At 68.8% G+C, this 23,484-nt stretch carries 21 protein-coding genes and 1 pseudogene; 16 read left to right on the top strand and 6 right to left on the bottom strand.

Annotated features, from left to right (window positions below):
- Window positions 1-55 precede the first annotated feature (55 nt).
- The 7 genes from ACQEU1_RS16070 (at window position 56) to ACQEU1_RS16040 (ending at window position 6,928) form a co-directional block, all read left to right on the top strand.
- Entirely contained in the window at window positions 56-1,900 is a 1,845-nt protein-coding gene (locus ACQEU1_RS16070) for an Hsp70 family protein (protein WP_433201618.1), read from the top strand.
- Window positions 1,901-1,953: 53 nt separating this feature from the next.
- The gene (locus ACQEU1_RS16065) at window positions 1,954-3,210 is read left to right on the top strand and encodes an MFS transporter (RefSeq protein WP_433201615.1); all 1,257 of its coding nucleotides are present in this window, start codon (window positions 1,954-1,956) and stop codon (window positions 3,208-3,210) included.
- A 9-nt stretch (window positions 3,211-3,219) separates the two neighbouring features.
- Entirely contained in the window at window positions 3,220-3,414 is a 195-nt protein-coding gene (locus tag ACQEU1_RS16060; protein WP_433201612.1) for a DUF3046 domain-containing protein, read from the top strand.
- A gap of 147 nt (window positions 3,415-3,561) precedes the next feature.
- On the top strand, window positions 3,562-4,608 hold the full coding sequence (gene recA, locus ACQEU1_RS16055; RefSeq protein ID WP_433201609.1) for a recombinase RecA: 1,047 nt from the start codon (window positions 3,562-3,564) through the stop codon (window positions 4,606-4,608).
- A 13-nt stretch (window positions 4,609-4,621) separates the two neighbouring features.
- Window positions 4,622-5,131: a regulatory protein RecX gene (locus ACQEU1_RS16050; protein ID WP_382439782.1), complete on the top strand. Its 510-nt coding sequence runs from the start codon at window positions 4,622-4,624 to the stop codon at window positions 5,129-5,131.
- 395 nt (window positions 5,132-5,526) lie between these two features.
- On the top strand, window positions 5,527-5,979 hold the full coding sequence (locus ACQEU1_RS16045) for a MarR family winged helix-turn-helix transcriptional regulator (RefSeq protein WP_433201606.1): 453 nt from the start codon (window positions 5,527-5,529) through the stop codon (window positions 5,977-5,979).
- A 145-nt stretch (window positions 5,980-6,124) separates the two neighbouring features.
- The gene (locus ACQEU1_RS16040; RefSeq protein WP_433201603.1) at window positions 6,125-6,928 is read left to right on the top strand and encodes an alpha/beta fold hydrolase; all 804 of its coding nucleotides are present in this window, start codon (window positions 6,125-6,127) and stop codon (window positions 6,926-6,928) included.
- A 67-nt stretch (window positions 6,929-6,995) separates the two neighbouring features.
- Here the strand turns inward: ACQEU1_RS16040 and ACQEU1_RS16035 are convergent, their stop codons facing one another.
- The gene (locus ACQEU1_RS16035) at window positions 6,996-7,796 is read right to left on the bottom strand and encodes a S1 family peptidase (RefSeq protein WP_433201600.1); all 801 of its coding nucleotides are present in this window, start codon (window positions 7,794-7,796) and stop codon (window positions 6,996-6,998) included.
- Between the two features lie 146 nt (window positions 7,797-7,942).
- Here ACQEU1_RS16035 and ACQEU1_RS16030 point away from each other — a divergent pair, with 146 nt between their 5' ends.
- The 4 genes and pseudogenes from ACQEU1_RS16030 to ACQEU1_RS16015 all read left to right on the top strand — a co-directional run bounded on the left by ACQEU1_RS16030 (window position 7,943) and on the right by ACQEU1_RS16015 (window position 10,654).
- Window positions 7,943-8,704 (top strand): hypothetical protein, encoded by a 762-nt coding sequence (locus ACQEU1_RS16030; protein WP_433201597.1) that lies wholly within the window; start codon window positions 7,943-7,945, stop codon window positions 8,702-8,704.
- A 42-nt stretch (window positions 8,705-8,746) separates the two neighbouring features.
- Complete coding sequence (locus ACQEU1_RS16025; protein ID WP_433201594.1) at window positions 8,747-9,514, top strand: RNA ligase family protein; 768 nt, start codon at window positions 8,747-8,749, stop codon at window positions 9,512-9,514.
- A pseudogene (locus tag ACQEU1_RS16020) lies at window positions 9,507-9,947 on the top strand (HD domain-containing protein); the annotation flags it as partial. The gene ACQEU1_RS16025 and the pseudogene ACQEU1_RS16020, both read left to right, overlap by 8 nt.
- A 332-nt stretch (window positions 9,948-10,279) precedes the next feature.
- Window positions 10,280-10,654, top strand: coding sequence for an AAA family ATPase (locus tag ACQEU1_RS16015; RefSeq protein ID WP_433201591.1), 375 nt, complete (start codon window positions 10,280-10,282; stop codon window positions 10,652-10,654).
- A gap of 58 nt (window positions 10,655-10,712) precedes the next feature.
- Here the strand turns inward: ACQEU1_RS16015 and ACQEU1_RS16010 are convergent, their stop codons facing one another.
- On the bottom strand, window positions 10,713-11,942 hold the full coding sequence (locus ACQEU1_RS16010) for a DUF4142 domain-containing protein (RefSeq protein WP_433201588.1): 1,230 nt from the start codon (window positions 11,940-11,942) through the stop codon (window positions 10,713-10,715).
- 258 nt (window positions 11,943-12,200) lie between these two features.
- On the opposite strand from ACQEU1_RS16010, the gene ACQEU1_RS16005 reads away from it, so the two are divergent.
- The 3 genes from ACQEU1_RS16005 (at window position 12,201) to ACQEU1_RS15995 (ending at window position 15,943) form a co-directional block, all read left to right on the top strand.
- Entirely contained in the window at window positions 12,201-12,728 is a 528-nt protein-coding gene (locus tag ACQEU1_RS16005; protein WP_394621751.1) for a sigma-70 family RNA polymerase sigma factor, read from the top strand.
- 74 nt (window positions 12,729-12,802) lie between these two features.
- Entirely contained in the window at window positions 12,803-13,168 is a 366-nt protein-coding gene (locus tag ACQEU1_RS16000) for a zf-HC2 domain-containing protein (protein ID WP_433201584.1), read from the top strand.
- Window positions 13,169-13,402: 234 nt separating this feature from the next.
- Complete coding sequence (locus tag ACQEU1_RS15995) at window positions 13,403-15,943, top strand: LuxR C-terminal-related transcriptional regulator (RefSeq protein WP_433201581.1); 2,541 nt, start codon at window positions 13,403-13,405, stop codon at window positions 15,941-15,943.
- Here ACQEU1_RS15995 and ACQEU1_RS15990 read toward each other — a convergent pair.
- The 4 genes from ACQEU1_RS15990 to edd all read right to left on the bottom strand — a co-directional run bounded on the left by ACQEU1_RS15990 (window position 15,903) and on the right by edd (window position 22,108).
- The gene (locus ACQEU1_RS15990) at window positions 15,903-17,105 is read right to left on the bottom strand and encodes an MFS transporter (RefSeq protein WP_433201578.1); all 1,203 of its coding nucleotides are present in this window, start codon (window positions 17,103-17,105) and stop codon (window positions 15,903-15,905) included. The two genes, ACQEU1_RS15995 and ACQEU1_RS15990, sit on opposite strands and share 41 nt — an antisense overlap.
- Before the next feature lie 32 nt (window positions 17,106-17,137).
- The gene (locus tag ACQEU1_RS15985) at window positions 17,138-19,102 is read right to left on the bottom strand and encodes a PEP/pyruvate-binding domain-containing protein (RefSeq protein ID WP_433201575.1); all 1,965 of its coding nucleotides are present in this window, start codon (window positions 19,100-19,102) and stop codon (window positions 17,138-17,140) included.
- Between the two features lie 214 nt (window positions 19,103-19,316).
- A complete protein-coding gene (eda, locus tag ACQEU1_RS15980) occupies window positions 19,317-19,940 on the bottom strand; it encodes a bifunctional 4-hydroxy-2-oxoglutarate aldolase/2-dehydro-3-deoxy-phosphogluconate aldolase (protein ID WP_433211522.1) in 624 nt (207 codons plus the stop codon).
- Window positions 19,941-20,251: 311 nt separating this feature from the next.
- Window positions 20,252-22,108: a phosphogluconate dehydratase gene (gene edd, locus ACQEU1_RS15975; protein WP_433201572.1), complete on the bottom strand. Its 1,857-nt coding sequence runs from the start codon at window positions 22,106-22,108 to the stop codon at window positions 20,252-20,254.
- Window positions 22,109-22,335: 227 nt separating this feature from the next.
- Between edd and ACQEU1_RS15970 the strand changes: the two genes are divergently transcribed.
- Window positions 22,336-22,626 (top strand): hypothetical protein, encoded by a 291-nt coding sequence (locus ACQEU1_RS15970; RefSeq protein ID WP_433201569.1) that lies wholly within the window; start codon window positions 22,336-22,338, stop codon window positions 22,624-22,626.
- A gap of 86 nt (window positions 22,627-22,712) precedes the next feature.
- Window positions 22,713-23,477 carry a hypothetical protein gene (locus ACQEU1_RS15965; protein ID WP_433201566.1) on the top strand — a complete coding sequence of 255 codons (765 nt, stop codon included), beginning with the start codon at window positions 22,713-22,715 and terminating at the stop codon, window positions 23,475-23,477.
- Window positions 23,478-23,484: the final 7 nt, after the last annotated feature.

Here is a 23,484-nt window from a genome sequence, read left to right as displayed (position 1 = left end):
CCCGGCACAGGCCGCTGTGGCACGATCACCCCGTACGTCCTGCGAGGGGAGCACGGTGCGCGTCCTGTCCGTCGACCTGGGCACCGCCAACACGGTTGCGGTGCTGTCCGACCACGGTGTGGTGGAGGTGGACGGCGGGCCGACGATGCCCTCGTCCGTCTACCTCGACGAGGACGGCTCCCTGCGCGTCGGCCGGGAAGCGGAGCGGCGCTCGCGCGAGGACCCGTCGCGCTACGAGGCGAACCCCAAGCGCCACATCGACAAGGCGACGTTCAAGATCGGTGAGCGGAACCTCCCGGTCAACGACGCGCTCGCGGCCATCTACGCGCGCGTGATGGAGGCCGTCACGGCGCTGCTCAAGGGCGAGCACCTCGACGAGATCCGCCTGACGCACCCGGCCGAGTGGGGCCCGAGCAGGCGCAACAAGCTGCTGTCGTCGGCCAGGCTCGCGGGCATGACCGGCGAGCTCGTGCCGGTGCCCGAGGCCATCGCGGTGGCCTCGCTCGGCGGCGGCCGCCCCCTCGCCGTCTACGACTTCGGCGCCGACACGTTCGACGTGTCCGTGCTCGACGCCCAGCACCGCATCCTCGCCGACGGCAGCCTCAGCGACGTCGGCGGTCTCGACATCGACCAGGCGCTGCTGGAGCACATCGGCCGCATGGTGTCGCACAAGGACCCGGCCGGCTGGCAGCGGCTGCTGCGTCCCACCACTGTGGACGACCACCGCGCGCGCCTGGGCCTGCGCGAGGAGCTGCGCCTGGCCAAGGAGGACCTCTCCGAGCTGCCTCAGGTCGAGGTGCTGATGCCGGAGCCGTTCGAGAAGGTCGTCATCACCCGCGCCGAACTGGAGGCGCTGGTCAGGTCGAGCCTCATCCGCACCACCGAGGTCCTGATCTCCGCGGTCCGCAAGGCGGGTGTCACGCCGGAGCACGTCTACCTCGTCGGCGGGTCCTGCCGGATGCCGCTGGTCGCGCAGATGATCGCGGAGAAGGTCGGCATCGTCCCGACCAACCCCGACCACCCGGAGACGATCGTCGCGTCCGGCGCGCTTGTCGTGGACCGCGAGATGATCACGCTCAAGGCCGAGGACGACAAGCCCAAGTTCGTCGAACCGCCCACGGTCGTGACCGCGCCGGTCAGCCCCGCCGTGACCGGGCCGCACCCGGTGAACCCGAACGTCAGCGGCTCGTACCCGAGCGGTTCCTACCCGAGTGGTTCCTACCCCAGCGGGTCGTACCCGCCCAGCGGCGGCTACCCGGTCACCGGCCCGTACCCGGTGAACCCGAACACCAGCAGCAGCTACCCCGCGAACTTCCCTCAGCAGCAAGCGCCCAAGAAGGACAACAAGAAGATCTTCATCGGCGTCGGTGCCGCCGTCGTCGCGGTGGCGGCCGTCATCGGCGCGACCGTCGCGCTGTCCGGCCCGAGCCTGCCGAGCGCCGACGAGTGCAAGGACGACGTCTCGCAGGACGACCAGGGCTTCACCAAGTGCCTGCGCCAGCTCGCCGGCCACGTGCCCGACGGTGGTGGCTGCGAGAAGGCCGACTCCGCGCAGATCACCGGCATGGAGGAGATCAAGGGCACCGTCGTGAGCTGCACGATCCGCGACGGCTACGCGGTGCAGTACATCCTCACCGACAGCGTCACGGGCGCCGAGAACAACGCCGAAGCCATCGCCAAGTCGTTCCAGACCGACCGCGTCGAGGCCGACTGGACCGGCAACGGCCTGCAGGGCGACTACCGCGCGGCCACCTCCAGCGGCACCGGCGTGCTCGTGTTCAGGGCCAAGGACCGCCCCATGTTCGGCATCCTCACCAAGAACGCCGAGGAGAACGCCGACGAGCTCAAGCCGGACGAAATGGCCGATTTCTTCGAGAAGTCGGTGCAGCCGGGCGAGTAACCGCCCCTGATGGACCTGTCGGCGCGAGGCCCGGCCGTGCCACGATCGTGATCATGGTGACCGTCGCGCCGCAGGTCGAACGCGTGCAGCGCAAGGTCGTCCGCGTGCTGACCGGCACCCAGGTGCTGGGGTCGGCGGCGGTGACGATCGGCCTCGCGTTCAGCACGCTGATCGCCGCGTCGCTCTCCGGGTCCGAGGCCGTCGGCGGACTCGCGCAGACCGCGGCCGTGGCCGGTGCCGCGCTGCTCGCCCTGCCCGGTGCCCGGCTCGCGCAACGGAGCGGGCGCCGTCCCGCGCTCGTCCTCGGCTACGGCATGGGCGCGCTCGGCGCGGTGATCGCCGCCGTCGCCGTGGGCCTCGGCCTGTGGCAGGTGCTGCTGGTGGGCCTGCTGCTCTTCGGAGGGGCGTCCAGCGCGAACTACGCGGCCCGTTACGCCGCAACGGATCTGGCGCATCCACACCGCCGTGCGCGGGAGCTCTCGAGAGTGGTGTGGGCCGCCATGATCGGCGCGGTCATCGGCCCGAACCTCGCCGACCCCGCCGGACGTGCGGCGGGCGCGCTGGGACTTCCGGCGGGCGTGGGGCCGTTCCTGCTCGCGGCCGTCGTGCTCGGCGCCGCCGTGCTGGTGATCCAGTTCGGACTGCGGCCGGACCCGCTGGTCGTCGTGAAGAGCACACGACCGGTTGAACCTGCTCACTGCGCCGGGGGCTCCAGCGCTACTCCCGGTGGCCTGAAGATCTGGGGATCACTCAATCCCATGGCACGACTTGCACTCGTTGGTGTGATGTTGTGCCACACCGCGATGGTCGGGCTGATGTCGATGACCCCGGTGCACATGAACCACGCCGGGTCTTCGTTGCGCGTCGTCGGCGTCGTGATCAGCCTGCACGTCGCCGCCATGTACGCCGCCAGTCCGCTGTTCGGGTGGCTGGCCGACCGGATCGGCCGCGTGCCGGTGCTCGCGATCGGCGCGTCGCTGGTGGTGGCGGCCTCCGGGGTCGCCGGGATGGCGCCCTCGCACGACGCGCCGCAGCTCGCCGCGGGCCTCGCGCTGCTCGGGTTCGGCTGGTCGGCGGGGCTGGTGGCCGGGTCGGCGTTGCTGACGGAGTCCGTGCGGGTCGAGGACCGCCCCGCCGCGCAGGGCCTGTCCGATCTGGTGATGAACGCCGGCGGCGCCATCGGGGGAGCGGTGTCCGGCATCGTCGTGACGGCGTGGTCCTACGCGGTGCTCGGGCTGATCGTCGGGTTCACCGCGCTGCCGCTGCTCGTCGTGTGCCTGCTGACCTCGCTGCGCAGGCCCGTTCGTTAGGGTCTGCCGGTGCGCATCACCATGTTCCGCAAACTCATGGCGGGGGAGTTCGGCCAGGTCAGGGCCGAGATGATCGCCCGCGACCACGTCCTGTCGGCGCTCGGCGGCCGCACCGCGGACCAGGCGCTGGAGGCCGGGATCGGCGCGAAGGAGATCTGGGTCGCGGTCTGCGAGGCGTTCGAAGTTCCCGAAAATCGTCGTTGAACAGCCGGTTCGGAGTGTCACGTGTGCTCGAACACGTGTTCGGCTACAGTGGCCGCGACCCCCGGCTTCGCAGAATTGTCAGACCCCGCCAGTAGCGTCAGGTCCAACATGACGAAGCAACGGCAGACGACAAAAGGTGGACCCAAGATGGCACCCGCAGCACCCGACCGGGACAAAGCGCTCGAGCTGGCCCTGGCGCAGATCGACAAGCAGTTCGGCAAGGGCTCCGTGATGCGCCTCGGCGAAGAGGGCCGTGCCCCGATCGAGGTGATCCCGACCGGCGCGATCGCGCTGGACGTGGCGCTCGGCATCGGCGGTCTGCCGAAGGGTCGCGTCGTCGAGATCTACGGTCCTGAGTCCTCCGGTAAGACCACCGTCGCCCTGCACGCCGTCGCGAACGCCCAGAAGGCCGGCGGCATCGCCGCGTTCATCGACGCGGAGCACGCCCTCGACCCGGAGTACGCGAAGCGGCTGGGCGTCGACACCGACGCGCTGCTGGTCTCCCAGCCCGACACCGGTGAGCAGGCGCTCGAGATCGCGGACATGCTGGTCCGCTCCGGCGCGCTCGACATCCTCGTCATCGACTCGGTCGCCGCTCTCGTGCCGCGCGCCGAGATCGAGGGCGAGATGGGTGACAACCACGTCGGTCTGCAGGCCCGCCTGATGAGCCAGGCGCTGCGCAAGATCACCGGTGCGCTCAGCGCGTCCGGCACGACCGCGATCTTCATCAACCAGCTGCGCGAGAAGATCGGCGTGATGTTCGGCTCCCCGGAGACCACGACCGGTGGTAAGGCGCTGAAGTTCTACGCCTCCGTGCGTCTGGACGTGCGCCGCATCGAGACCCTGAAGGACGGCGGCGAGCCCGTCGGCAACCGCACCAGGGTCAAGGTCGTGAAGAACAAGGTCGCGCCGCCGTTCAAGCAGGCCGAGTTCGACATCCTCTACGGCAAGGGCGTCTCCCGCGAGGGCTCGCTCATCGACATGGGCGTCGACCAGGGCATCCTGCGCAAGTCCGGTGCCTGGTACACCTACGAGGGCGACCAGCTGGGCCAGGGCAAGGAGAACGCCCGCAAGTTCCTGCTGGACAACCCGGACATCGCCAACGAGGTCGAGAAGCGCATCAAGGACAAGCTCGGCATCGGCGCCACCCTCGACGCCGAAGAGGCGGCCCCGGCCGCGCCCGTCGAGTTCTAAGAGGTAGTGGGGTTTGGACGAGGCTGAGGAGCAGCGCAAGGCGCGGGACATCTGCTACGCGCTGCTCACCGCCAGGGCCCGCTCCCGGCAGGAGCTGCACGACGCCCTGCTGCGCAAGGGAATCAGCGCCGGTGCCGCCGAGGTCGTGCTCGGCAAGTTCGACCGCGCCGGCCTGATCGACGACGCGCAGTTCGCCGAGATGTGGGTGCGGTCCCGGCACACGTACAACGGCCTGGGCCGCCGCGCCCTCGCCATGGAACTGCGCCGCAAGGGCGTGGCGGACGAGGTGGTGGCCGAGGCCGTCGCCGCGGTCGACGGCGAGGCCGAGGAAGAACGCGCCCGCGAGCTCGTCCGCAAACGGCTGCGCACCCTCTCCGGCGTGGACGAGACGACGAAGATCCGCCGCCTCGTGGGTGCGTTGGCGCGCAAGGGATACGCGGAAGGCCTGGCTTACCGCGTGGTGCGCGACGAGCTGCGGGACGCGGGCGACGAGGCGTCGGCGCTGGACGAGCCCTGGTCGTAGCCGGCCGCGGCTCGCGCGCCGGCGAGGGGCTGCTCGTGGTGGTGGCTCGCGTTTCGTGGTGGCGGCCGCTCGCGGTTGTGGCTTGCGGGCTGGCGTGGACCGCTGGTGGCTCGCGTGCTGTGAGCGGCATGTGGTGGCTGGCGTGGAACGCTCATGGCTGGCGTGGGCTGGTGGTGGCCGACGTGTCGTGGGCTGCTCGTGGTCCTGGCTTGCGGACGTGTTTTGCATGCCGTGGATCGCTCGTGGTGGCGGCTCGCGGTTCGTGATCGTGGCCGCCCGCTGTTATGGCTCGCGTGCCGGCGTGGACCGTTCGTGGTCGTGGCTTGCGCGGGCGTCAGCGGGGCGGCGTTCGCGGTAGCACCAGGTCCGGCGCTACCGCGAGTAATCTGGTTGACGTGAGCACCACTCCCGACACGTCGTCCGCGGTGACCCCCACGGTCTCCGACCTGCTCTGCTTCGACCTCTACACGACGTCGCGAGCGGTCACCGGCTTCTACCGGCCGATCCTCGACAAGGCGGGCATCACCTACCCGCAGTTCCTGGTGATGCTGCTGCTGTGGGAGCGGGACTCGCGGCCGATCCGGGAGCTCGTCCAGGAGCTCGACCTGGAGTACAGCACGCTCTCGCCGTTGATCAAGCGGCTGGAGAAGAGCGGCCTGCTGGTGCGCGTCACGCACCCCGACGACGAGCGCTCGGTGCTCGTCCAGCTCACGGACAAGGGCCGTGACCTGCGGTGGATCGGCGCCGAGATGACGACCCAGCTCGGCAAGGCCCTCGGCATGACCATCGAGGAGATCACCGTGCTGCGCAAGGCGTTGCACCGCGTGAAGCACGGTGCGGAGCGCTAGTCCGTCACCTCTGGTTCGTGAGCTCCCCTTGGTGAGCTGAAACACATCGCGCGCGAGGTAACTCGTCGGGTAACTTTCATCGTGCACGACCTAATCGAGCACGATGCGACACCGCCAAGGTGCCTGACGAGAGAGTGAGAGAGCAATGCGAGTGCGCAAGGTGATCGCGGTTCTGGGAACGCTGCTGGCTCTGGGCGCCGTGGTGCCGTCTTCCGCGGGTGCGGCCGACGAGACCGCTGAGAAGCACGGCGCGAAGAAGCCCACGGTCGTGCTGGTGCACGGTGCGTTCGCCGACGCCTCCAGCTGGAACGGCGTGGTGGACCGCTTGCAGCGCAAGGGTTTCCCGGTGGTGGCGGTGGCGAACCCGCTGCGGTCGGTGAGCGGTGACGCGAACTACCTGAAGCAGGTGCTGGCCTCGATCGAGGGGCCGATCGTCCTCGCCGGGCACTCCTACGGCGGCATGGTCCAGTCGGCAGCGGCGGTCGGCAACAAGAACGTGAAGTCGCTCGTCTACATCGCGGCGTTCGCGCCGGAGAAGGGCGAGAGCGCGCTCGGCCTGACCAACAAGTTCCCCGGCAGCAGCCTCGGGGACGCGGTGCGGCCGATCCCGCTCGGCGACGGCACCAACGACCTGGTGATCGCGCAGGACAGGTACTGGCAGCAGTTCGCGGCCGACGTGTCCCGCAAGGACGCGACGATCGCGGCGGCGACCCAGCGCCCGATCAACGACACCGCGCTGACCGAGGCGGCCGGCGAGCCCGCGTGGAAGACCATCCCGTCGTACTTCCTGGTGGCGGGCAAGGACAAGAACATCCCGCTCGCCGCGACCAAGTGGATGGCCGAGCGCGCCCACGCCCGTGAGCTGGTCGAGGTCAAGAACGCGTCGCACTCGGTGGCCGTGTCGCACCCGGACACCGTGGCCGACCTGATCGTGCGCGCCGCGCGGTAGGTCGCCGGACCGGTGCGAAGGACGGGGAAGCCGGGACGCGGGCAGGGGCGTCCCGGTTTCCCCGTGTCTACTGGGGTTTCGCGACCGCGCAGCCGGGCAGGGTGAGGTCGAGCGCGGAGCCGGGACCGAAGCAGGCGACGAGGCCGGCGGTCTGCTGGCCGTAGCCGATGCCCTTGCGGACGGTGATCTCTCCGGCGGTGTCGACCTCGCACGGGTTGTTCATCGTGCAACGGCCGCCGCTCTCGTTGCCGGTGTTGTTGACACCGACGACCTTGCCGCTCGCGGCGTCGACGATCGGTGAGCCGGACGTGCCGCCGATGGTGTCGCACGGCCGGGTGTAGCGCAGCGAGTCCTGCCAGGTCCACTTCGCTTCCCTGACCTGGTGGACGACGGCGTCGACCTGACACGAGTAGATCTTCGTCCAGTAGCCGGAGACGATCCGGATCTCCGACTGGGCGACGGGCCGCGACGCCGACAGCTCGAGTGCGCGGCCACCGTGCTTCCGCTGGATCTGCTGGTAGGTCTGGTCGAGCCGGTAGAGCGCGGCGTCGGTGCCGGTCATCGTCGCGTACACGATCTCGGTGCTCTTCAGCGTCGCGAGCTCCTTGCCGGATCCGTCGAGCAGCTTGAAGTCCCGGTTCGCGGGGACGCCGGTGAGCACCGCTCCCGGCTTCATCAGCTCGACGCAGTGGCCGTTCGTGAGCACGAGCGCCTGGTCGGTCTGGGTCGAGCCGGGCAGGCGGACGAGCGACCCCGAGCAGTTGTTCAGCTTCACCGCGCCGGTGAAGTCGGCGGCCTGAGCGGGAGTGGTCGTGACGCCGAGGGCGGTGATCGCGGTGAGCAGGGTTGCGACGAGTCGTCGAGCCATGTACGGATCGTAGTCGATCAACTACCTTCGGGAGTCGGCTGACTGGCCGCTACGTAACTCGATCGGGTGACGGAGCCAGGTGGAGCTAACAGTCGAAGCGGACCAATCGACGTCGTGGTCACACATCGCAACCGCCAGGAGCCGTGATGACCTACCCGCCGCCCGTCTACGCCCCGCCTCCGGTCGCCCCGCCGAAGCCCGCCCGGTTCGGCGCGCTCGCCTGGACCGCGGTGATCCTCGGAATCGTCGGCATTCTCAGCTCGTGGCTCATCTTCTTCAACAACCTCACCGCGATCGCCGCGTTCGTCGGTGTCGTGCTCGGCGTCGTCGCGTTGTTCGGCACGCGCAAGGTGCTCGCGGCGATCGGCGTCGTGCTCTGCGTCGTGGCGATCGTGCTGACGATGGTGGCGCAGCAGGCCGCGGTCGAGGAACTGGACAAGATCCTCGGCGGCGACACGAACCAGGGCCAGGTCGGCACCCCCGGCGAGCCCGCGAAGCAGGACGCGCCGGTGCAGAACCCGACCTGGGGCAAGCGCTTCACGTGGGACAACGGCCTCGCGGTCGACGTCGCCGCGCCGGTCGCGTGCCAGCCGGGCCAGTTCTCGATCCCGTCGGACATCGCCCGCGCGGTGAGGTTCGAGATCACCATCACCAACGGCACGACCGCCGCGTTCGAGACCGCGCTGATGTCGATCGGCACCGACGCGCAGTTCAACGGCCAGAAGGCCGAGATGGTGATCGACACCAGTGGCGGCTGCGACAGCACGTACGACTCGGCGACGGTGCTGCCGGGCAAGACCTACACGTTCCACGTCGCGTACGCGGTGGGCGCGCAGCCGGGGGAGATGCAGCTCGTGTTCGAGCCGACGTTCAACTCGTCCAAGGCGGCGTTCATCGGGCAGGCGTAAACCGTTCGCCCGCGAGCGTGCGGGCGGGTTACAAATCGGGGCATGTTGCGCAAGTACCCGCGAACGCCCCATCTGGAGGGCTCGCGCCTGCAGCCGGGCGACGAGGACCTCGGTCAGGTGCCGTTCCGCGCGATCGCGGGGCGGCACCTCGTCGTCGAGGAGAAGCTCGACGGCGCCAACGCGGGCATCAGCTTCGACTCCGGTGGCGTGCTGCGGCTCCAGTCGCGCGGTCACTTCCTGGCGGGCGGGCCGCGGGAACGGCAGTTCGCGCCGTTGAAGGCGTGGGCCGCGACGCACCAGAGCGTGCTGTGGGAACGGCTCGGCACGCGGTACGTGCTGTACGGGGAATGGCTCTACGCCAAGCACACCGTGTTCTACGACGCGCTGCCGCACCACTTCTGCGAGTTCGACCTGCTCGACCGGGAGTCGGGCGAGTTCCTGTCCACACCGGAACGCCGCCGCGTGCTCGCCGGGACGCCGGTGGTGTCCGTGCCGGTGCTCCACGAGGGTTCGCTGCGCCGGCTGAAGGACCTGACCGCGCTGCTCGGCCCGTCGACGTGCCGGACCTCGTCGTGGCGTGACGCGTTGGTGTCCTCGGCCCGTGCGCTGGGGCAGGACCCGGAAGTCGTTGTCGCGGAGACGGATTCCGACGACGACATGGAAGGCCTCTACATCAAGGTGGAGGAGGGCGGGCGCACGGTCGAGCGCTACAAGTGGGTGCGGCCGACGTTCCTCACCGCCGTGCTGGACTCGGGCAGCCACTGGCAGGACCGCCCGATCCTGCCGAATCTGGTGGTGGCCCGTGGTTGAGCAACCCGTGTTCGAACGGCTCTGCCCGACCGGTCCGCAGTGGACCCTCGACTGGGACGCCGTGCGCGAGGCGTTTCCGTGGGTGCGCGCTCTCGAAGGCGTGCCGCAAGACCCTGTGCACCACGCCGAGGGTGACGTCGCGATACATACCCGCATGGCGTGCGAGGCCTTGGCGTCGTTGCCCGAATGGCGCGCGCGACTCCCGGAAGACCGTGTGCGGTTGTTCGCGACGGTGCTGCTGCACGACGCCGCAAAGCCGTTCCGCACCCAGATCACGGACGGCCGTGTCACCGCGCACGGCCACTCGCGTGCCGGGGACCTGCTGGCCCGCAACGTGTTGTGGGAGATGGGCCGCCCGATCGCGTGGCGCGAGCACGTCGCCGCGCTGATCCGCCACCACCAGGTGCCGTTCTGGGCGCTCGAACGACCGGACCTCGACCGCATCGCGTTCCGGGTGAGCCTGCTCGCGCGCAACGACGACCTCGCGACCCTCGCCCGCGCCGACATCCTCGGCCGCGTCTGTTTCGACGCCGGCGCGGTGCTGGAGAACATCGCGCTGTTCGAGGAGTACTGCCGCGAACGCGCGTGCCTGGACCGGCCGCGCGAGTTCCCGTCCGACCACGCGCGCTTCCAGTACTTCCGCACGCCCGGCCGTGATCCGTCGTACGCCGCCTACGACGACACGCGCGTCGAGGTGACGGTCCTGTCCGGACTGCCGGGCGTCGGCAAGGACACTGGATCGCCACCCACCGCCCCGGATGGCGCGTGGTCAGTCTTGATGCCGTGCGTCTCCGTCTCGGCGTCACGCCCGATGGCGACCAACGAGCCGTTACCGCCGCCGCGTTCGAAGAGGCCCGTGTGCTGCTGCGGGCAGGGGAGCGGTTCGTGTGGAACGCGACCAACATCTCCCAGCAGATGCGCGAACGCTGCATCGGCCTCGCCGCCGACTACCGGGCACGGATCACGCTCGTCGGGCTCGAAGCGCCGAAGAACGTGATCCACGCACGCAACAGGGCCCGTCCGGAACCGGTGCCGGCCGCCGTCATCGACCGGCTCGCCGGCAAGTGGGAGGCCGTCGACCCGACCGAGGCGCACGTCGTCGACCTCGTCGACACCGCTGGTGTGAACCCCGGGCACTGATATATCGGTTGGCGAGGGCGGCATCCGATATATCAGTGCCCGGGGTGACGCCGATGTATCAGCGCCGGTGTTCGCCGTGGTGTCCTACGGCCCGGACCAGCCAGAGGGTGCCGGCGGCGGCCACCACCAGGACGGCGATGCCGGTGAGGAAGCCGACGCTCGTGGACGAGTCGTCGGGCTGAGGTGCCGGGCTGCTGTTCGGCTTGGGCTGCGCGATGGTCGGGATGTCGGTCATCAGCAGCGAGTTCGCCTTCACCAGGCCGGTGCTCTCCAGCAGGAGCATGTGCTTGAGGAGCAGGGTCAGCGCGGTCTGCGCGGCGGTGCGCGCCGCGACGTTCCTCGTCGTGGCCCGCGCCTGGGCGACCCGCATGATGAGCGAGCCGTCCGCGGCGCGGGACAGGTTCGCGTACATGCTGTCGAGCTCCTCGCCGGAGCTCGCCGAGATGGCCGTCGCCCACGACTTCTGCTCCGTCGTCGGCTCGGACGGGAGGTCCACCCCGATCTGCCGGGCCGCCTCCGCGACCGTCGCGGTCAGCTGCGTGTGCTCGGCGGCGAGCTGGCCCGCCACCTTGCGGACCTTCGCCTCGCGGGCGCGGTCGGAGCTCTCGCGGCTCGCCGGTTTCTGCCACAACGAGTGCTGGGTGAGCAGAACGAGCAGTTCCCGATCCGACGGTTCGATGTTCTGCCCGATCACGCGGACCGCGTTCACCTGTGCCTTGGCCGTCACCAGATCGAATGCGGACGGGTCGGCCTTGCCGGTGTTCTCCAGGGTCGTCATGGTGCGCACCAGCATTTGCACGGTCTGGTGGGCGAGCGTGCGAATTGTGGTGTTCTGCGTTGTCGCGCGCGTTTGCACGGCCATCACCAGAAGACCGCCCTGGGTCTGCCGGACGATCGTCGCGTAGGCGCGATCATGGTTGTCCCCGGTGCGTTCCGCCATCTCGTTGATGAGTGACTGGTGTTCACTGCTGACGTCGTTCGGCAGGACCACACCGAGTCCTTCCGCGGATTTCAGAAGATCGACGTCGAGTCGTGAGTGTCCCTCGAAGATGTCGCGCCCCGCGTTGCCCATCGCCGCATTCGTCGTGCGTGCCGGAGCCTCTTTGCTCACCGGTACCAACCAAGAGTTCGCTTGGCGCAGAGACACCATGAACGAACGATCCGACGGCTGCACGTCCGTCGATTGCGCATTGGCCGGGACGGCTCCGATGAAAGCTCCCAGAAATACGGCTGACAGGATGGCAAACAGTGCTGCCTGCTGTCCCAGCGTGCCCAACTGGTGACGCATAGTGCCCGTTCCTCCCCGCGATCGAGCTGCCTTCAAAGGTGATACGCGCTGGTGAGGTCTGAGTTCACGGGTGCGTTCGAATATGCATGTGATGTGGATCACATGGCTGTTGGCGAACCATTCGGGCTGAATTTACGTACCCGAGAGGTTTTCGTGTTCACGATGTAGGATTCCCCTCGATTCCACGCTCGGCCACCGAGTCGCTAGGTCTGCCGCCCGAAGCGAACGTCGCCGATATCTGGGGAGGTCGTCAGCTTCATGGGTGATCAGGGCAAGGTCGCACAAGCCCATCAGGACGAAGAATTGCTCACGTTGCTCTACGGGCAGTTCCAGAGGATGTTGTTCTCGCAGGTCCTGTGCCTGACCAACTACGACCGCCAGTGGACGGAAGACGTCGTTCAGGAGACGTTGATCAGGGCTTGGCAGAACTCCGCGCATCTCGTCCGGGAACCCGGTATGTTGCGCGGCTGGCTTTGTACTGTGGCTCGTCGCATTGTGATCGACGGATGGCGGAGCAGGCAGGCGCGCCCGCAGGAAGTGGAATTGTTGCGGCCGGACATCGCCGAATCCCCGGACGACACGGAACAGACACTTTCGGTAATGGTCATAACCGACGTGGTGCGCCAATTGAGTGACGAACACCGGTCGGCAATCTACGAAACGTATGTCATGGGACGAACGGTGAAGGAGGCCGCGCACGTTCTGGGAGTCCCGGAAGGAACCGTCAAGTCCCGGCTGTACAAGGCGATGCACACGATCCGCCGGGCGCTGCAGGACAGGAGCTAGTGATGGTGACCCGTCAACCACATCACGAGCACGCGCGAGCAGGACACGACCAAGATCCAGACGACGAAAACCGCATGAGCCCGGAAGGGCCGTGCGGTGATGTGGCGGCGTACGTGCTGGGGGTGCTCGACCCGGCCGAGCACGTCAGGTTTTCGAGGCACCTAGCCGGGTGTGAAGACTGCAAGCGCGACGCGGCCGACTTCGGCATGTTCGCGCCCGTGCTGCGGCCGGTGGTGCGCAGGTACCCGCCGGTGCGCGAGCCGTGCCCCATCGCGCGCAGCATCCTGCTGGTGGCGGCGGGCGTCGTGGTGGCCATCGCCGCGGTGCTCTCGGTCGTGGAGTCGCTGTCCTCGCACGGGGCCGACACCGTGGACGTCGGCACGCTCATCCGCGCCGCGCCCGCGCACCACGAGGGATTCCCGCTGGTCGAACGCATGTGACTCGTGACGGGAGCCGGTGAGCAGGCGGGCAAGGCGCAACCACGCGCGCACCAGCCCGGCGAACACCATCGCTCTCTCCCGTTCCCGACCGCGAACAGCTCACAGTTCCGTTAACCGTTACCTGTGGGTAAGTTTGCCCGACGACGAAGCGCAGGTCTCTACGGTCGGCACCGAAGGAACACCGAAACCTTCGACCTGCGGTCCTCTCGGTACCGAAGGCAGGGGTAGACAGAGGTGACATCTCCACTACTCGGCCGGGACGCGGAACTCGCGACTCTCGGACGCTTGCTCGACGACGCGGTCGACGGAACCGGCTCGTGCGTCGTCGTCACCGGTGGGTTCGGCATCGGCAAGACCGCGGTCCTCGACGCGCTCGCCGCCGACGCCCGCGACCGCGGCTTCACCGTCCGGCTCGCCAAGAGCGCCCGGCTGGAAAGCCATCTGCCCGGCGCCGTCGTGCGCCAGCTCGCGCCGTGCCTCGCCAACGAACACGACCTCGAAGAGCTGTACGCGCGCGCCGCGAACTCCGCGCGCAAGACGCCGATCCTCATGATCATCGACGACGTCCACGTCGCCGACACCTTCTCCAAGCGCGCGCTCGCGTACCTGCGCCCCCGGCTGCGGCACATGCCCGTCGTCATCGCGCTCGGCGCGTCGCAGGGCTACCTCGCCACCGACGAGGTCACGCTGCCCGAGATCGCCGGCGCCCACCCGCACCGCCTCGACCTCGACGGCCTCGACGTCGTCGCCGTCGAAGCGCTCGTCGAGGACCACCCCGACCGGGACCCGAAGCGCTGCCACGAGCTCACCGGCGGCAACCCGTACCTGCTGCAGGCCCTGCTGCGCGAGGACGGCGAGGGGTCGGCCGCCGTCGGCGAGATGGTCGGCGTGCGGCTGCGCGAGTACACCGGCGCCGCCGAGGTCGCGCGGTCCGCCGCCGTGCTGGACGGGGACGCGGGCCTGGAACTGCTGTCCGCGCTCACCGGGTTCGACGCGCTGCCCGCCGTCGACACGCTCGTCCGGCTCGGCGTGCTCGCCGACACGGACCCGCTCACGTTCCTGCACCCGTTCGTGCGCAACAGCATTCTCGCCGACATGCCGGTCGCGGTCCGGTCCGCCGCGCACGCCCGCGCCGCCTGGCTGCTGTTCGAGTCGGACGCCCCGGACGAACGCGTCGCCGAGCACGTGCTGAAGGCCAGGTCCGTCCGCTTACCGTGGTCCGTCGACCTGCTGCGCGAGGTCGGCGGCGTCGAGCACCTCGAACGCGCGCTGGAGGAACACCTCTCCGAACCCGACCGGCTGGCCGTCGAGGTCGAGCTCGGGCACACGGAACACCTGCGGGACAACGCACTCGGCCGCGACCGGGTCCGCGACGCGTTGATGCGCTGCGAGGACCCGCACCTCGCCGCGAACGTCGCGCTGGCGTTGATCCAGCGCATGTGCACGGGCACCGACGCGCACTTCGCCGTCTCGCTCGCGATCATGGTCGTGGCCCGGCTGATGCCCGAGGACCGCGACCTCGTCTGGAACCTCGTCTGCACCACGTACCTGTTGTCCGCCAACAGGGACGCGCGCATGGCCAACTGCGCCGGCAAGTACTTCGAGGACCTCGTCAACGACGTGCCGCAGGCCCAGGACCTCCAGCGCGCCCGGTCCGCGCTGCTCGCAGTCGGCAACGCCCGCAGCGGCGACTCGTACGCCGAGGCCGTCGAGTACGCGCTGGAAGCACTCGAGGGCGACTGGGTCGACGTCTTCGGCGAGCCCTACGTCTTCACGTTCCTGGTGCCCGTGCTCGGCGACAACCCCGAGCACATCAACAAGTTCTGGCTCTCGCACAGCACCGCGCCGGTCTCGCACGACCCGCACCTGCGCCGCGGGATGCTCAGCATGATCGCCCGCGCCAACGCGTTCCACAACGGCGGCGACCTCGCGCGCGCCTACACGTTCCTGACGCCGCCGGTGTCGACCGGCAACCAGGACTGCCCCGCCGTGGTGCTCGCGACCGCGAAGCTCGCCGAGGTGTGCGTCGAGATGGGGCAGTTCGACGAGGCCGCCCCGCTGGTCGCGCAGGACGGCGACCTGTTGCAGCACATCAACGTCGTCTACGCCCGTGGCCGGCTCAAGCTCGCGTCCTGCCACGCGGAGGGCGGCCTGGAGGACCTGCTGGAAGCGGGCCGCCGGCTCGCCGCGCGGGACATGCCGAACCCCGCGCTGATGCCGTGGCGCCATCACGCCGTGCGTGCGTACCTCGCGATCGGCAACCGCGACGACGCCGCCCGGCTCGCGCACGAGGAGCTCGACCTGGCCAAGCGGTGGGGTTCGCCGCGGGTGATCGGGACGGCGTTGATGAGCGTCGGCATCAGCACCGACGACGTCGAGGTCCTGCAGGAGGCGGAGGAGATCCTCGCCTCGTCACCGCACCGGTTGCTGCACGCCCAGTCGTTGTACTGGCTCGGCCACCACCTGCGCCGCAAGGGCCGTGCCGAGGCCGCGGCCCCGCACCTGCGGCAGGCGTACGACCTGGCCCGGCACCTGAGCGCGCACCCGCTCGCCAAGATCGCGGGCGACGAGGTCCGCGACGAGGACGACCAGGTGCAGTGCCTCACCAAGCAGGAGAACCGGGTCGCGCGGATGGCGGCGCAGGGCCTCACGAACCGGCAGATCGCCGAAGCCCTGCACCTCACCCGCCGCACCGTGGAGCTGCACCTGTCGAGCGCCTACCGCAAGCTCGGCATCACGGGACGGGCTGAGCTCGTCGCCGCCTTGTGGTCCTGACGACGAGCAGCAGACCCGCCAGCAACGCCATCACGAGCACGGTGACGGCCGACGAGAGGACCAGGAACTCGTCGAGCCGCCCGCTCGTGAGGTACGCGCCGAGCGCGATCGCCACGACCGCGCACACGGCACGGTCCATGATGGACTCCATCGACAGAATCGTGGCACGGTAACGGGAATCGGGGATCGCCTCGTTCAGCAGCTTCTTCTGGATGGGGAAGCTCATGCCCGCCGTCACGGAGAACAGGCACAGCAGCACGATCGTCACGACCCCACCGGACGGCACGATGAACCCGATCGCCAGCGCCATCACGACGGTCAGCAGGAACACCGACCTCGCCGGGCCGATCCTGCGCGACAGCCAGTGCGGACGCGCGGCGGCGACGGCCTCGAAGATCGTCATCGCGGCGAGCACCGAGCCGTACCAGGTGACCGGGACGTCCTTGGTGTCGAGGACGGGCTGGAACAGGTTCACCTGCAGGATCCTCACCAGCGTGAACATCGCGATGCCCTGGATCATCAGGAGCAGCAGCCAGCGCGAGCTCCTCAACGCCTGGAACGCGCCGCCGACGCCCGCGAGCAGTTTCGACGTCCTGCCCTCCGGTCGTTGCCAGCCTGGGATCGGCGGAAGCTTCAACGCGAAGACGACGGCGATCGCGGCGTTGATCGCGGTGAGCCAGTACGGCGACGGCATGTTCCACTGCATCAACAGGCCGATGACCGGCCAGTACACGATCTTGCCGATCAGGCTGTACGACCGCCCGACGCCCTCGGCCTTGAGGTAGAGGTGCCCGGCGCCGTGTGCGTGCAGATATTCGTAGAGGTACGCGCTCTGGGCGCCGGAGATCAACGACCTGGCGAGCGCGATCAGCAGGAAGTGCACCAGGAACCCGGTGTAGTTCCCGGCGAGTACCGGCACCAGGTTCGCGACGACCAGCACGCTCGCGCCGAGCCACAACGACGTGCGGTAGTCGAAGCGGTCCGCGACCATGCCGGTCGGGATCTCCATCAGGCAGAACGCGATGTAGTAGATCGACTGGATGCCGAAGATCTCGGCGTCACTCAGCCCGAGCTGCTTCTGGTACTCGTAGAAGACCGGGATCCACAGCAGCAGCCCGAAGAAGAACTGGAAGCCGTACGTCAGGCGGACGGCACGCGCCACTTCCGGAGTCGCCGGTACGCGAAGACCCGGCATCAGATCGAGTACGGCCGCAGCTGGAGCACGTACAGCACGTCGTCGGTGGCGAGCCACTCGATGTCGACCGGCGAGTCGAAGGTGTAGTCCGGCGAGAAGTGCGACTGGAGCAGGCGGCCCACGATCGCGAGCCGTTGCAGCTGCCGGTGGGCCTCGGGGCCGAGGTCCTGGGACGCGTCGCCGAGGGAGACCGTGCGGCCACCACCCTCCACAGTGGAGTACAGGTACTGCATGGGCTGCGTCGAACCCTCGACGACGTCGGTGACGTCCGGCGAGACGTTGACGTAGACGTTGCGGAAGTCGGCGCGGTTCATGGGGTTCGTGGTGACCATGACGCCACCGAAGTCGGCCTTGACCTGTTCCTGGACCACGACGCCCATGAAGCAGTCGTCCAGCGAGATGCCCGCCTGCTGCCTCAGTCGCACGCTTCTCGCGGACACGAGCGACGCCCACACCTCCTTGACCGACTCCACGATCTTCTCGGCGCTCGTGACGTGGTTGTACGACTCGTAGATGCCCGCGGCGGAGAACCCGGCGAGGTCCTCGGCGTTGGACGAGCTGCGCACCACGAACGTCCTTACACCGGCCAGGTTCTCGACGAGTGCGGTGTCCAGTTCGGACAGCAGGTAGTCCGGCACACGGGTCTTGCGGATGAGCTGCTGGAGCTCGACGCACAGCGGTTCGATCTCGCGGGCGTTGAGCTCCAGCGCCATCTTGAGCTTGCCGATGGCCTGCTGGATCTTCGGCGACGACTCCAGGAAGCCCTGGTGCATCGAGAACGGCAGCGCGACGCCGCGCGGCACCCTGACCCGTTCGGCGAGGAGCTGCTGGGCGGCCTGGAGCAGGTCGTCGTTCTCGGCGTCGAGCAGTTTCCGGAGGTAGGGCAGGAGGTTGTCGCGCGGCGGGCGCGGCACCGAGAAGAACCCGAGCAGGCGGCGCGGCGACTCGGAGGCGAGGACGTGGTGCAGCTCGCCGAGGTTCGCGGCCTTGGTGCCGTAGCGGTGGCTGTCGTTGTGGCGGATCCTCGCGAGGTTCACGATCGGGTTGTAGGTGTGCTCGGGCTCGTCGAGCGTGACGCGCTGCGCGTACCAGGCGGGCCGCTGACCGAGGTCCTGCGGCTCGTCGATCAGCCGCAGCCCGACCCCCGCGCTCTTGGGCGACACCTCGTACTCGACCCACTGGCCGTCGAGGTTCTCCCGGTCGATCAGGTCGAACGCCCCGATCTGGATGGCGTTCGGAATGGACCAGCCGGTCGCCAGGACGTTCGTGTGCGACAACGGTGTCGTGTGGCTCGCGTTGATGATGCCGGCGAGCCGCGGAATGTCGTCCGGAACGCGGTGCATCACCACGATGTCGAACCATTCGAGAGTGTTCTCGCGGTACTCCCGCTCGTCGCGGAATGCGCGCAACCGGCCCTTGGCCGTGCCGGGGTTCAATGCGACGAACTCCGCCGTCGAGAACAGTTCGTGCGCCAGGATGCGCGGCAGCCTGTCCGCCGGAATGCCGGCGACGGCCTGTTCCTGGAGGTGGTTCGCCGGCTTGAAGAACAACGGCGTCGCGGCGTCGACGTTGCGGCGCACCTCGGCGTGGAAGAACTCGATCATGTCCGCCGACATGGTGTCGACCTCGACGGTCTCCAGCGAGAACATGTTCCGGTCCTCGCGCTGGTGCAGTGACAGGATGCCGAGGAAGAACCGCCGGTCAGAGGCGTGGTAGAAGCTCTGGTTGAACTCGTCGATCCGCGCCCGCAGCTCGCTTTCGGCGAGGCCGAGGATCTCCGTGCCGATGTAGATCGCGTGGAACTCGTGGCGCGCGTTGTTCAGGAAGTGGATGGTGTCGTTCTGCCGGTCCACCACCACCTTGACGAATGAATAACCACCCAGACTGCCGGACAGCTGGTTGAATGCTGACAGGGTCAGCGGTTCTCCGACCAGCCCCGCCACGTCGGCTTCCTGGACAGCCACATCCGCTCCTCTCGCGCTCCATTGCAACGAGTGAGTGTGACATCGCTGTGGGTGGGGTTATTCCAGTCCGAATCTCAGTTGGTTCAACTTCTGTTCGCTTTTCCTTAAACCTCTGTTAATTGGAGACCGGCGTCACCTCCCGTCGGGTGAAGAATCCAACGTGGTGGGACGCCGGTCTCGTGTGCTGAGCCGAACTTCCGGTTCGTGATCTGGGTTACCCGAGCTGGGCGGACTCCCGGGCGAGCTTCTCGATCCGCTCCCAGTCGCCCTGCGCCAGGGCGTCCTTCGGCGCGAGCCACGAGCCGCCGACGCAGCCGACGTTCGCGAGCTTCAGGTAGTCCGGCGCGGTCTGCGGCGTGATGCCACCGGTCGGGCAGAACCGGACGTGCGGGATCGGCCCGCCGATCGACTTCAGGTAGTCCGCCCCGCCCGCCGCCTCGGCCGGGAAGAACTTGAGCGCCGTCAGCCCGCGCTCGGCCAGCCGCATCACCTCGGACACCGTCGCCGCACCCGGCAGGTAGGGCAACCCGGTCGCGTCGGCGGCGTCGAGCACCCGCTCGGTCGTGCCGGGCGTCACGAGGAACGCCGCACCGGCCTTCGCCGCCTGCTCCGCGTGCTCCGGCGCCGTGACGGTGCCCGCGCCGATCACGATCTCCGGCACCTCGCGCGCGACGTTCTCGATCGCGGCGAGCGCGGCCGGGGTGCGCAGCGTCAGCTCGATGACGCGCACGCCACCACGCAGCAGGGCCTGGGCGAGCGGCACCGCGTGGTCGGCGTCGTCGACCACGACGACGGGGATGACGGGCGACAGGCCGAGGAGGTCCGCGCCGGTGCTCACCCGAAGAACGTCGCTGGGGTTGTCGCCGTTGGTCACTGCTGCTCTCCTTGCCGGGATCCTGCTGCTGATGATGTTCTCAACGTTGACGACGTTGATGCTGACATTGACGACGTTGACGCCGAGGTTGACGACGTTGATTTCGTCAACCTCGTCAACGTCGACGTTGACGGAATCAACGTTGATGACGCCGAGGTTGAAGAGATCAACGTTGACGGCATCGTCGTTCGCCTCATTCCAGCCCGTCACCGTGGCGGCCGCCCACCGGGAGTGGCCGCTCTCACGTCCGCCACCCCGGCAAGCTGGTCGTCCACCTAGTGGTGCGTGACCGGCGCGAAGTGGTCGGCCGTGATCGGGCCGAACACCGTGGCGCCGCGGTCGGCGGGTCCGACGCTGCGGCGCAACGCGGCGAACAGCTCGCGCCCGGTGCCCATCCACTCGCGGCTGGTCGGCGGGAAGTCGACCAGCGGGCGCGTCGCCAGCTCCTCGGCGGGCACCCGCACCTCCAGCGTCCCGGCGCCGGCGTCGAGGCGGACGACGTCGCCGTCGCGCACCCGGCCGAGCGGGCCACCCACCGCGGCCTCCGGGGTCAGCTGGATGGCGGCCGGGATCTTGCCCGAGGCGCCGGACATGCGGCCGTCGGTCACCAGCGCGACCTTGTAGCCGCGGTCCATCAGGACGCCCAGCGGCGGGGTGAGCTTGTGCAGCTCCGGCATGCCGTTGGCCTGCGGGCCCTGCTGGCGGACGACGACGACCACGTCGCGGTCGAGCTCGCCCGCCTTGAAGGCCTCCTGGAACGCCTCCTGGGTGGTGAAGACGCGGGCAGGGGCCTCGACGACGTGGTTCTCGACCGCGACGGCCGACACCTTGATGACCGCGCGGCCGAGGTTGCCGGACAGCATGCGCAGCCCGCCGTCCGCGGCGAACGGCTCCGTGACCGGGCGCAGGACGTCGGTGTCGAGGGAACGGCCGGGGCCGTCGACCCAGATCAGCTCGCCGTCGGCCAGCATCGGCTCCTGGCGGTAGCGGTCCAGGCCGTGGCCCGCGACGGTGTTCACGTCGGCGTGCAGCAGGCCGGAGTCCAGGAGGGTGCCGACGACGAACTGGACGCCGCCCGCCGCCTGGAAGTGGTTGATGTCGGCGGCGCCGTTCGGGTAGACGCGGGCGATCAGCGGCACGACGGACGACAGGTCGGAGAAGTCGTCCCAGCTCAGCTCGATGCCCGCGGCGGCGGCGATGGCGACGAGGTGCATCGTGTGGTTCGTCGAACCGCCGGTGGCGAGCAGCGCCACCACGCCGTTGACCACGGCCTTCTCGTCGACGATGTGCGCGATCGGGGTGTAGCCCTCGCCCTTGGCCATCTCGACGGCGCGGCGGGCGGCGTGCTCGGTCAGCGCGCGGCGCAGGGTCGTCCCCGGCGGCACGAACGAGGCGCCCGGCAGGTGCAGGCCCATGACCTCGACGACCATCTGGTTCGAGTTCGCGGTGCCGTAGAACGTGCAGGTGCCGGGGGAGTGGTACGCGGCGGCCTCGGCCTCGAGCAGGTCCTCGCGGGACGCCTTGCCCTCCGCGTAGAGCTGCCGGACGCGCGCCTTCTCCTTGTTCGACAGGCCCGACGACATGGGCCCGGCGGGCACCAGGATCGACGGCAGGTGCCCGAACGAGAGCGCGCCGATCAGCAGCCCGGGCACGATCTTGTCGCACACGCCGAGCAGCACGGCCGCGTCGAACATCTCGTGCGACAGGGCCACACCGGTCGACATGGCGATGACGTCGCGGCTGAACAGCGACAGCTCCATGCCCTCACGGCCCTGGGTGATGCCGTCGCACATGGCGGGCACGCCGCCCGCGAACTGGGACACGCCGCCCGCCGCGCGGACCGAGTCCTTGATCCAGGCCGGGTACTCCTGGAACGGCTGGTGGGCCGACAGCATGTCGTTGTAGGACGACACGATCGCGACGTTGGACTTGCGCAGCGCGCGCAGCGCCGCCTTGTCACCGCCGGTGATTCCGGCGAAGCCGTGCGCCAGGTTGCTGCACGCGAAGCCGGACCGGGAAGTTCCGTCCTGCGCGGCGTCCGCCACGCGCTCGAGGTACGCACGGCGCGAGTCGGCGCTGCGGGCGGCGATGCGGCGTGTCACCTCAGTCAGAACAGGATGCAGTTCGGTCATGGGGGTCTCCGGGTCATCACGGGCCGTGGTGGGGCCCTTACGAGACGACAACGGTGGCGTCCCACGGACGGGCGTGACGCCACACACACTAAGTCATGGCTGGTCGTAGACACAAAAACGATTCAGTAACTGGGACTGAACCAGTTTTGAATCTTGGCGTGTGGTGCTTGTCACATGGCTTGAGATTGGGCAGAGTGCGGGGCACGACCTTGGAACGGAGGTGTCCCATGAACTCCACGGAGATCGTCGAGCTGCGCCGGGTCATCGGTCAGATGCGGCATGCCGTCAGCAATCTGCGCGCCCGATACGGCGACGTGGCTGCGGTTCAGCGTCTGGCCAACGACGTGGAACGCATGGACATCGACGCTTCCGAACTCGTCGACCTCGCCACCCCCAGGCAGCGGGAAGCGCCTCAAGTGGAACGCGAGGTCGTGGTCGTGCCAGACACGCCTTACGACGAGTCGCTCTGGAAGGACGCGGACGACGAAGGACTCGGTGGGTACCGGAACCGGACCTGACCCAGCCCGACCTCACGGCCCTCGCGGACAGCGGGGGCCGTTACGCGTTTTCTCCACAACGACGTGGACCCCCAGAAAGGTGACCAATGGCGAGGGCAGAGATCGCCGCCAGGACTCTGCGCACGGACCGATGGTGGTTGCCGCCGCTGACGACGTTCGTCGGCCTGCTGCTCATCTCGATCTACGCGGCGTTCCGCACGTTCCAGGGGGACTACTACTGGGTCGACCAGTACCACTACCTCACCCCGATGTACTCCCCGTGCCTCACGGAGGAGTGCGTACCGGCCGCATCGCACTTCGGTCAGTGGTTCCCCGCGCTGCCGGGGTTCCTGACACCGCCGCTGCTGATCATCCCGTTCCTGCTGGGATTCCGGATCACCTGCTACTACTACCGCAAGGCCTACTACCGCGCGGCCTGGGCGTCGCCGCCCGCGTGCGCCGTGGCCGAGCCGCACAGCAAGTACACCGGTGAGACCCGGTTCCCGCTCATCGCGCAGAACCTGCACCGCTACTTCTTCTACGCGGCCTCGCTGCTGTTGCTGGTCAACATCTACGACGCGATCTCCGCGTTCAGCACCGGCCTCGGGCTCGGCAACATCATCCTGCTGGTCAACGTCGGCCTGCTCGCCGCGTACACGCTGTCGTGCCACTCGTGCCGGCACATCGCGGGCGGGCGGCTCAAGCACTTCTCCAAACACCCGGTCCGCTACTGGATGTGGACGCAGATCTCCAAGCTCAACAACCGGCACATGCAACTCGCCTGGGCTTCGCTGATCTTCGTCTGCCTCACGGACCTGTACGTCGCGCTGGTCGCCTCGGGAACGATCTCCGACCTCCGCTTCATCAACTAAGGAGTGG

The organism is Lentzea sp. CA-135723, from assembly GCF_050936595.1.
Taxonomy (GTDB): Bacteria; Actinomycetota; Actinomycetes; order Mycobacteriales; family Pseudonocardiaceae; genus Lentzea.
This window is presented reverse-complemented; position numbering and strand designations above follow the sequence as displayed.

Excerpts from the sequence above, each read along its gene's own strand:
- ACQEU1_RS16065 (WP_433201615.1), top strand. The coding sequence starts at position 1,954 with ATGGTGACCGTCGCGCCGCAGGTCGAACGCGTGCAGCGCAAGGTCGTC.
- recA (WP_433201609.1), top strand. The coding sequence starts at position 3,562 with ATGGCACCCGCAGCACCCGACCGGGACAAAGCGCTCGAGCTGGCCCTG.
- ACQEU1_RS16040 (WP_433201603.1), top strand. The coding sequence starts at position 6,125 with ATGCGAGTGCGCAAGGTGATCGCGGTTCTGGGAACGCTGCTGGCTCTG.
- ACQEU1_RS16035 (WP_433201600.1), bottom strand. The coding sequence starts at position 7,796 with ATGGCTCGACGACTCGTCGCAACCCTGCTCACCGCGATCACCGCCCTC.
- ACQEU1_RS16030 (WP_433201597.1), top strand. The coding sequence starts at position 7,943 with ATGACCTACCCGCCGCCCGTCTACGCCCCGCCTCCGGTCGCCCCGCCG.
- ACQEU1_RS16025 (WP_433201594.1), top strand. The coding sequence starts at position 8,747 with ATGTTGCGCAAGTACCCGCGAACGCCCCATCTGGAGGGCTCGCGCCTG.
- ACQEU1_RS16010 (WP_433201588.1), bottom strand. The coding sequence starts at position 11,942 with ATGCGTCACCAGTTGGGCACGCTGGGACAGCAGGCAGCACTGTTTGCC.
- ACQEU1_RS16005 (WP_394621751.1), top strand. The coding sequence starts at position 12,201 with ATGGGTGATCAGGGCAAGGTCGCACAAGCCCATCAGGACGAAGAATTG.
- ACQEU1_RS16000 (WP_433201584.1), top strand. The coding sequence starts at position 12,803 with ATGAGCCCGGAAGGGCCGTGCGGTGATGTGGCGGCGTACGTGCTGGGG.
- edd (WP_433201572.1), bottom strand. The coding sequence starts at position 22,108 with ATGACCGAACTGCATCCTGTTCTGACTGAGGTGACACGCCGCATCGCC.
- ACQEU1_RS15970 (WP_433201569.1), top strand. The coding sequence starts at position 22,336 with ATGAACTCCACGGAGATCGTCGAGCTGCGCCGGGTCATCGGTCAGATG.
- ACQEU1_RS15965 (WP_433201566.1), top strand. The coding sequence starts at position 22,713 with ATGGCGAGGGCAGAGATCGCCGCCAGGACTCTGCGCACGGACCGATGG.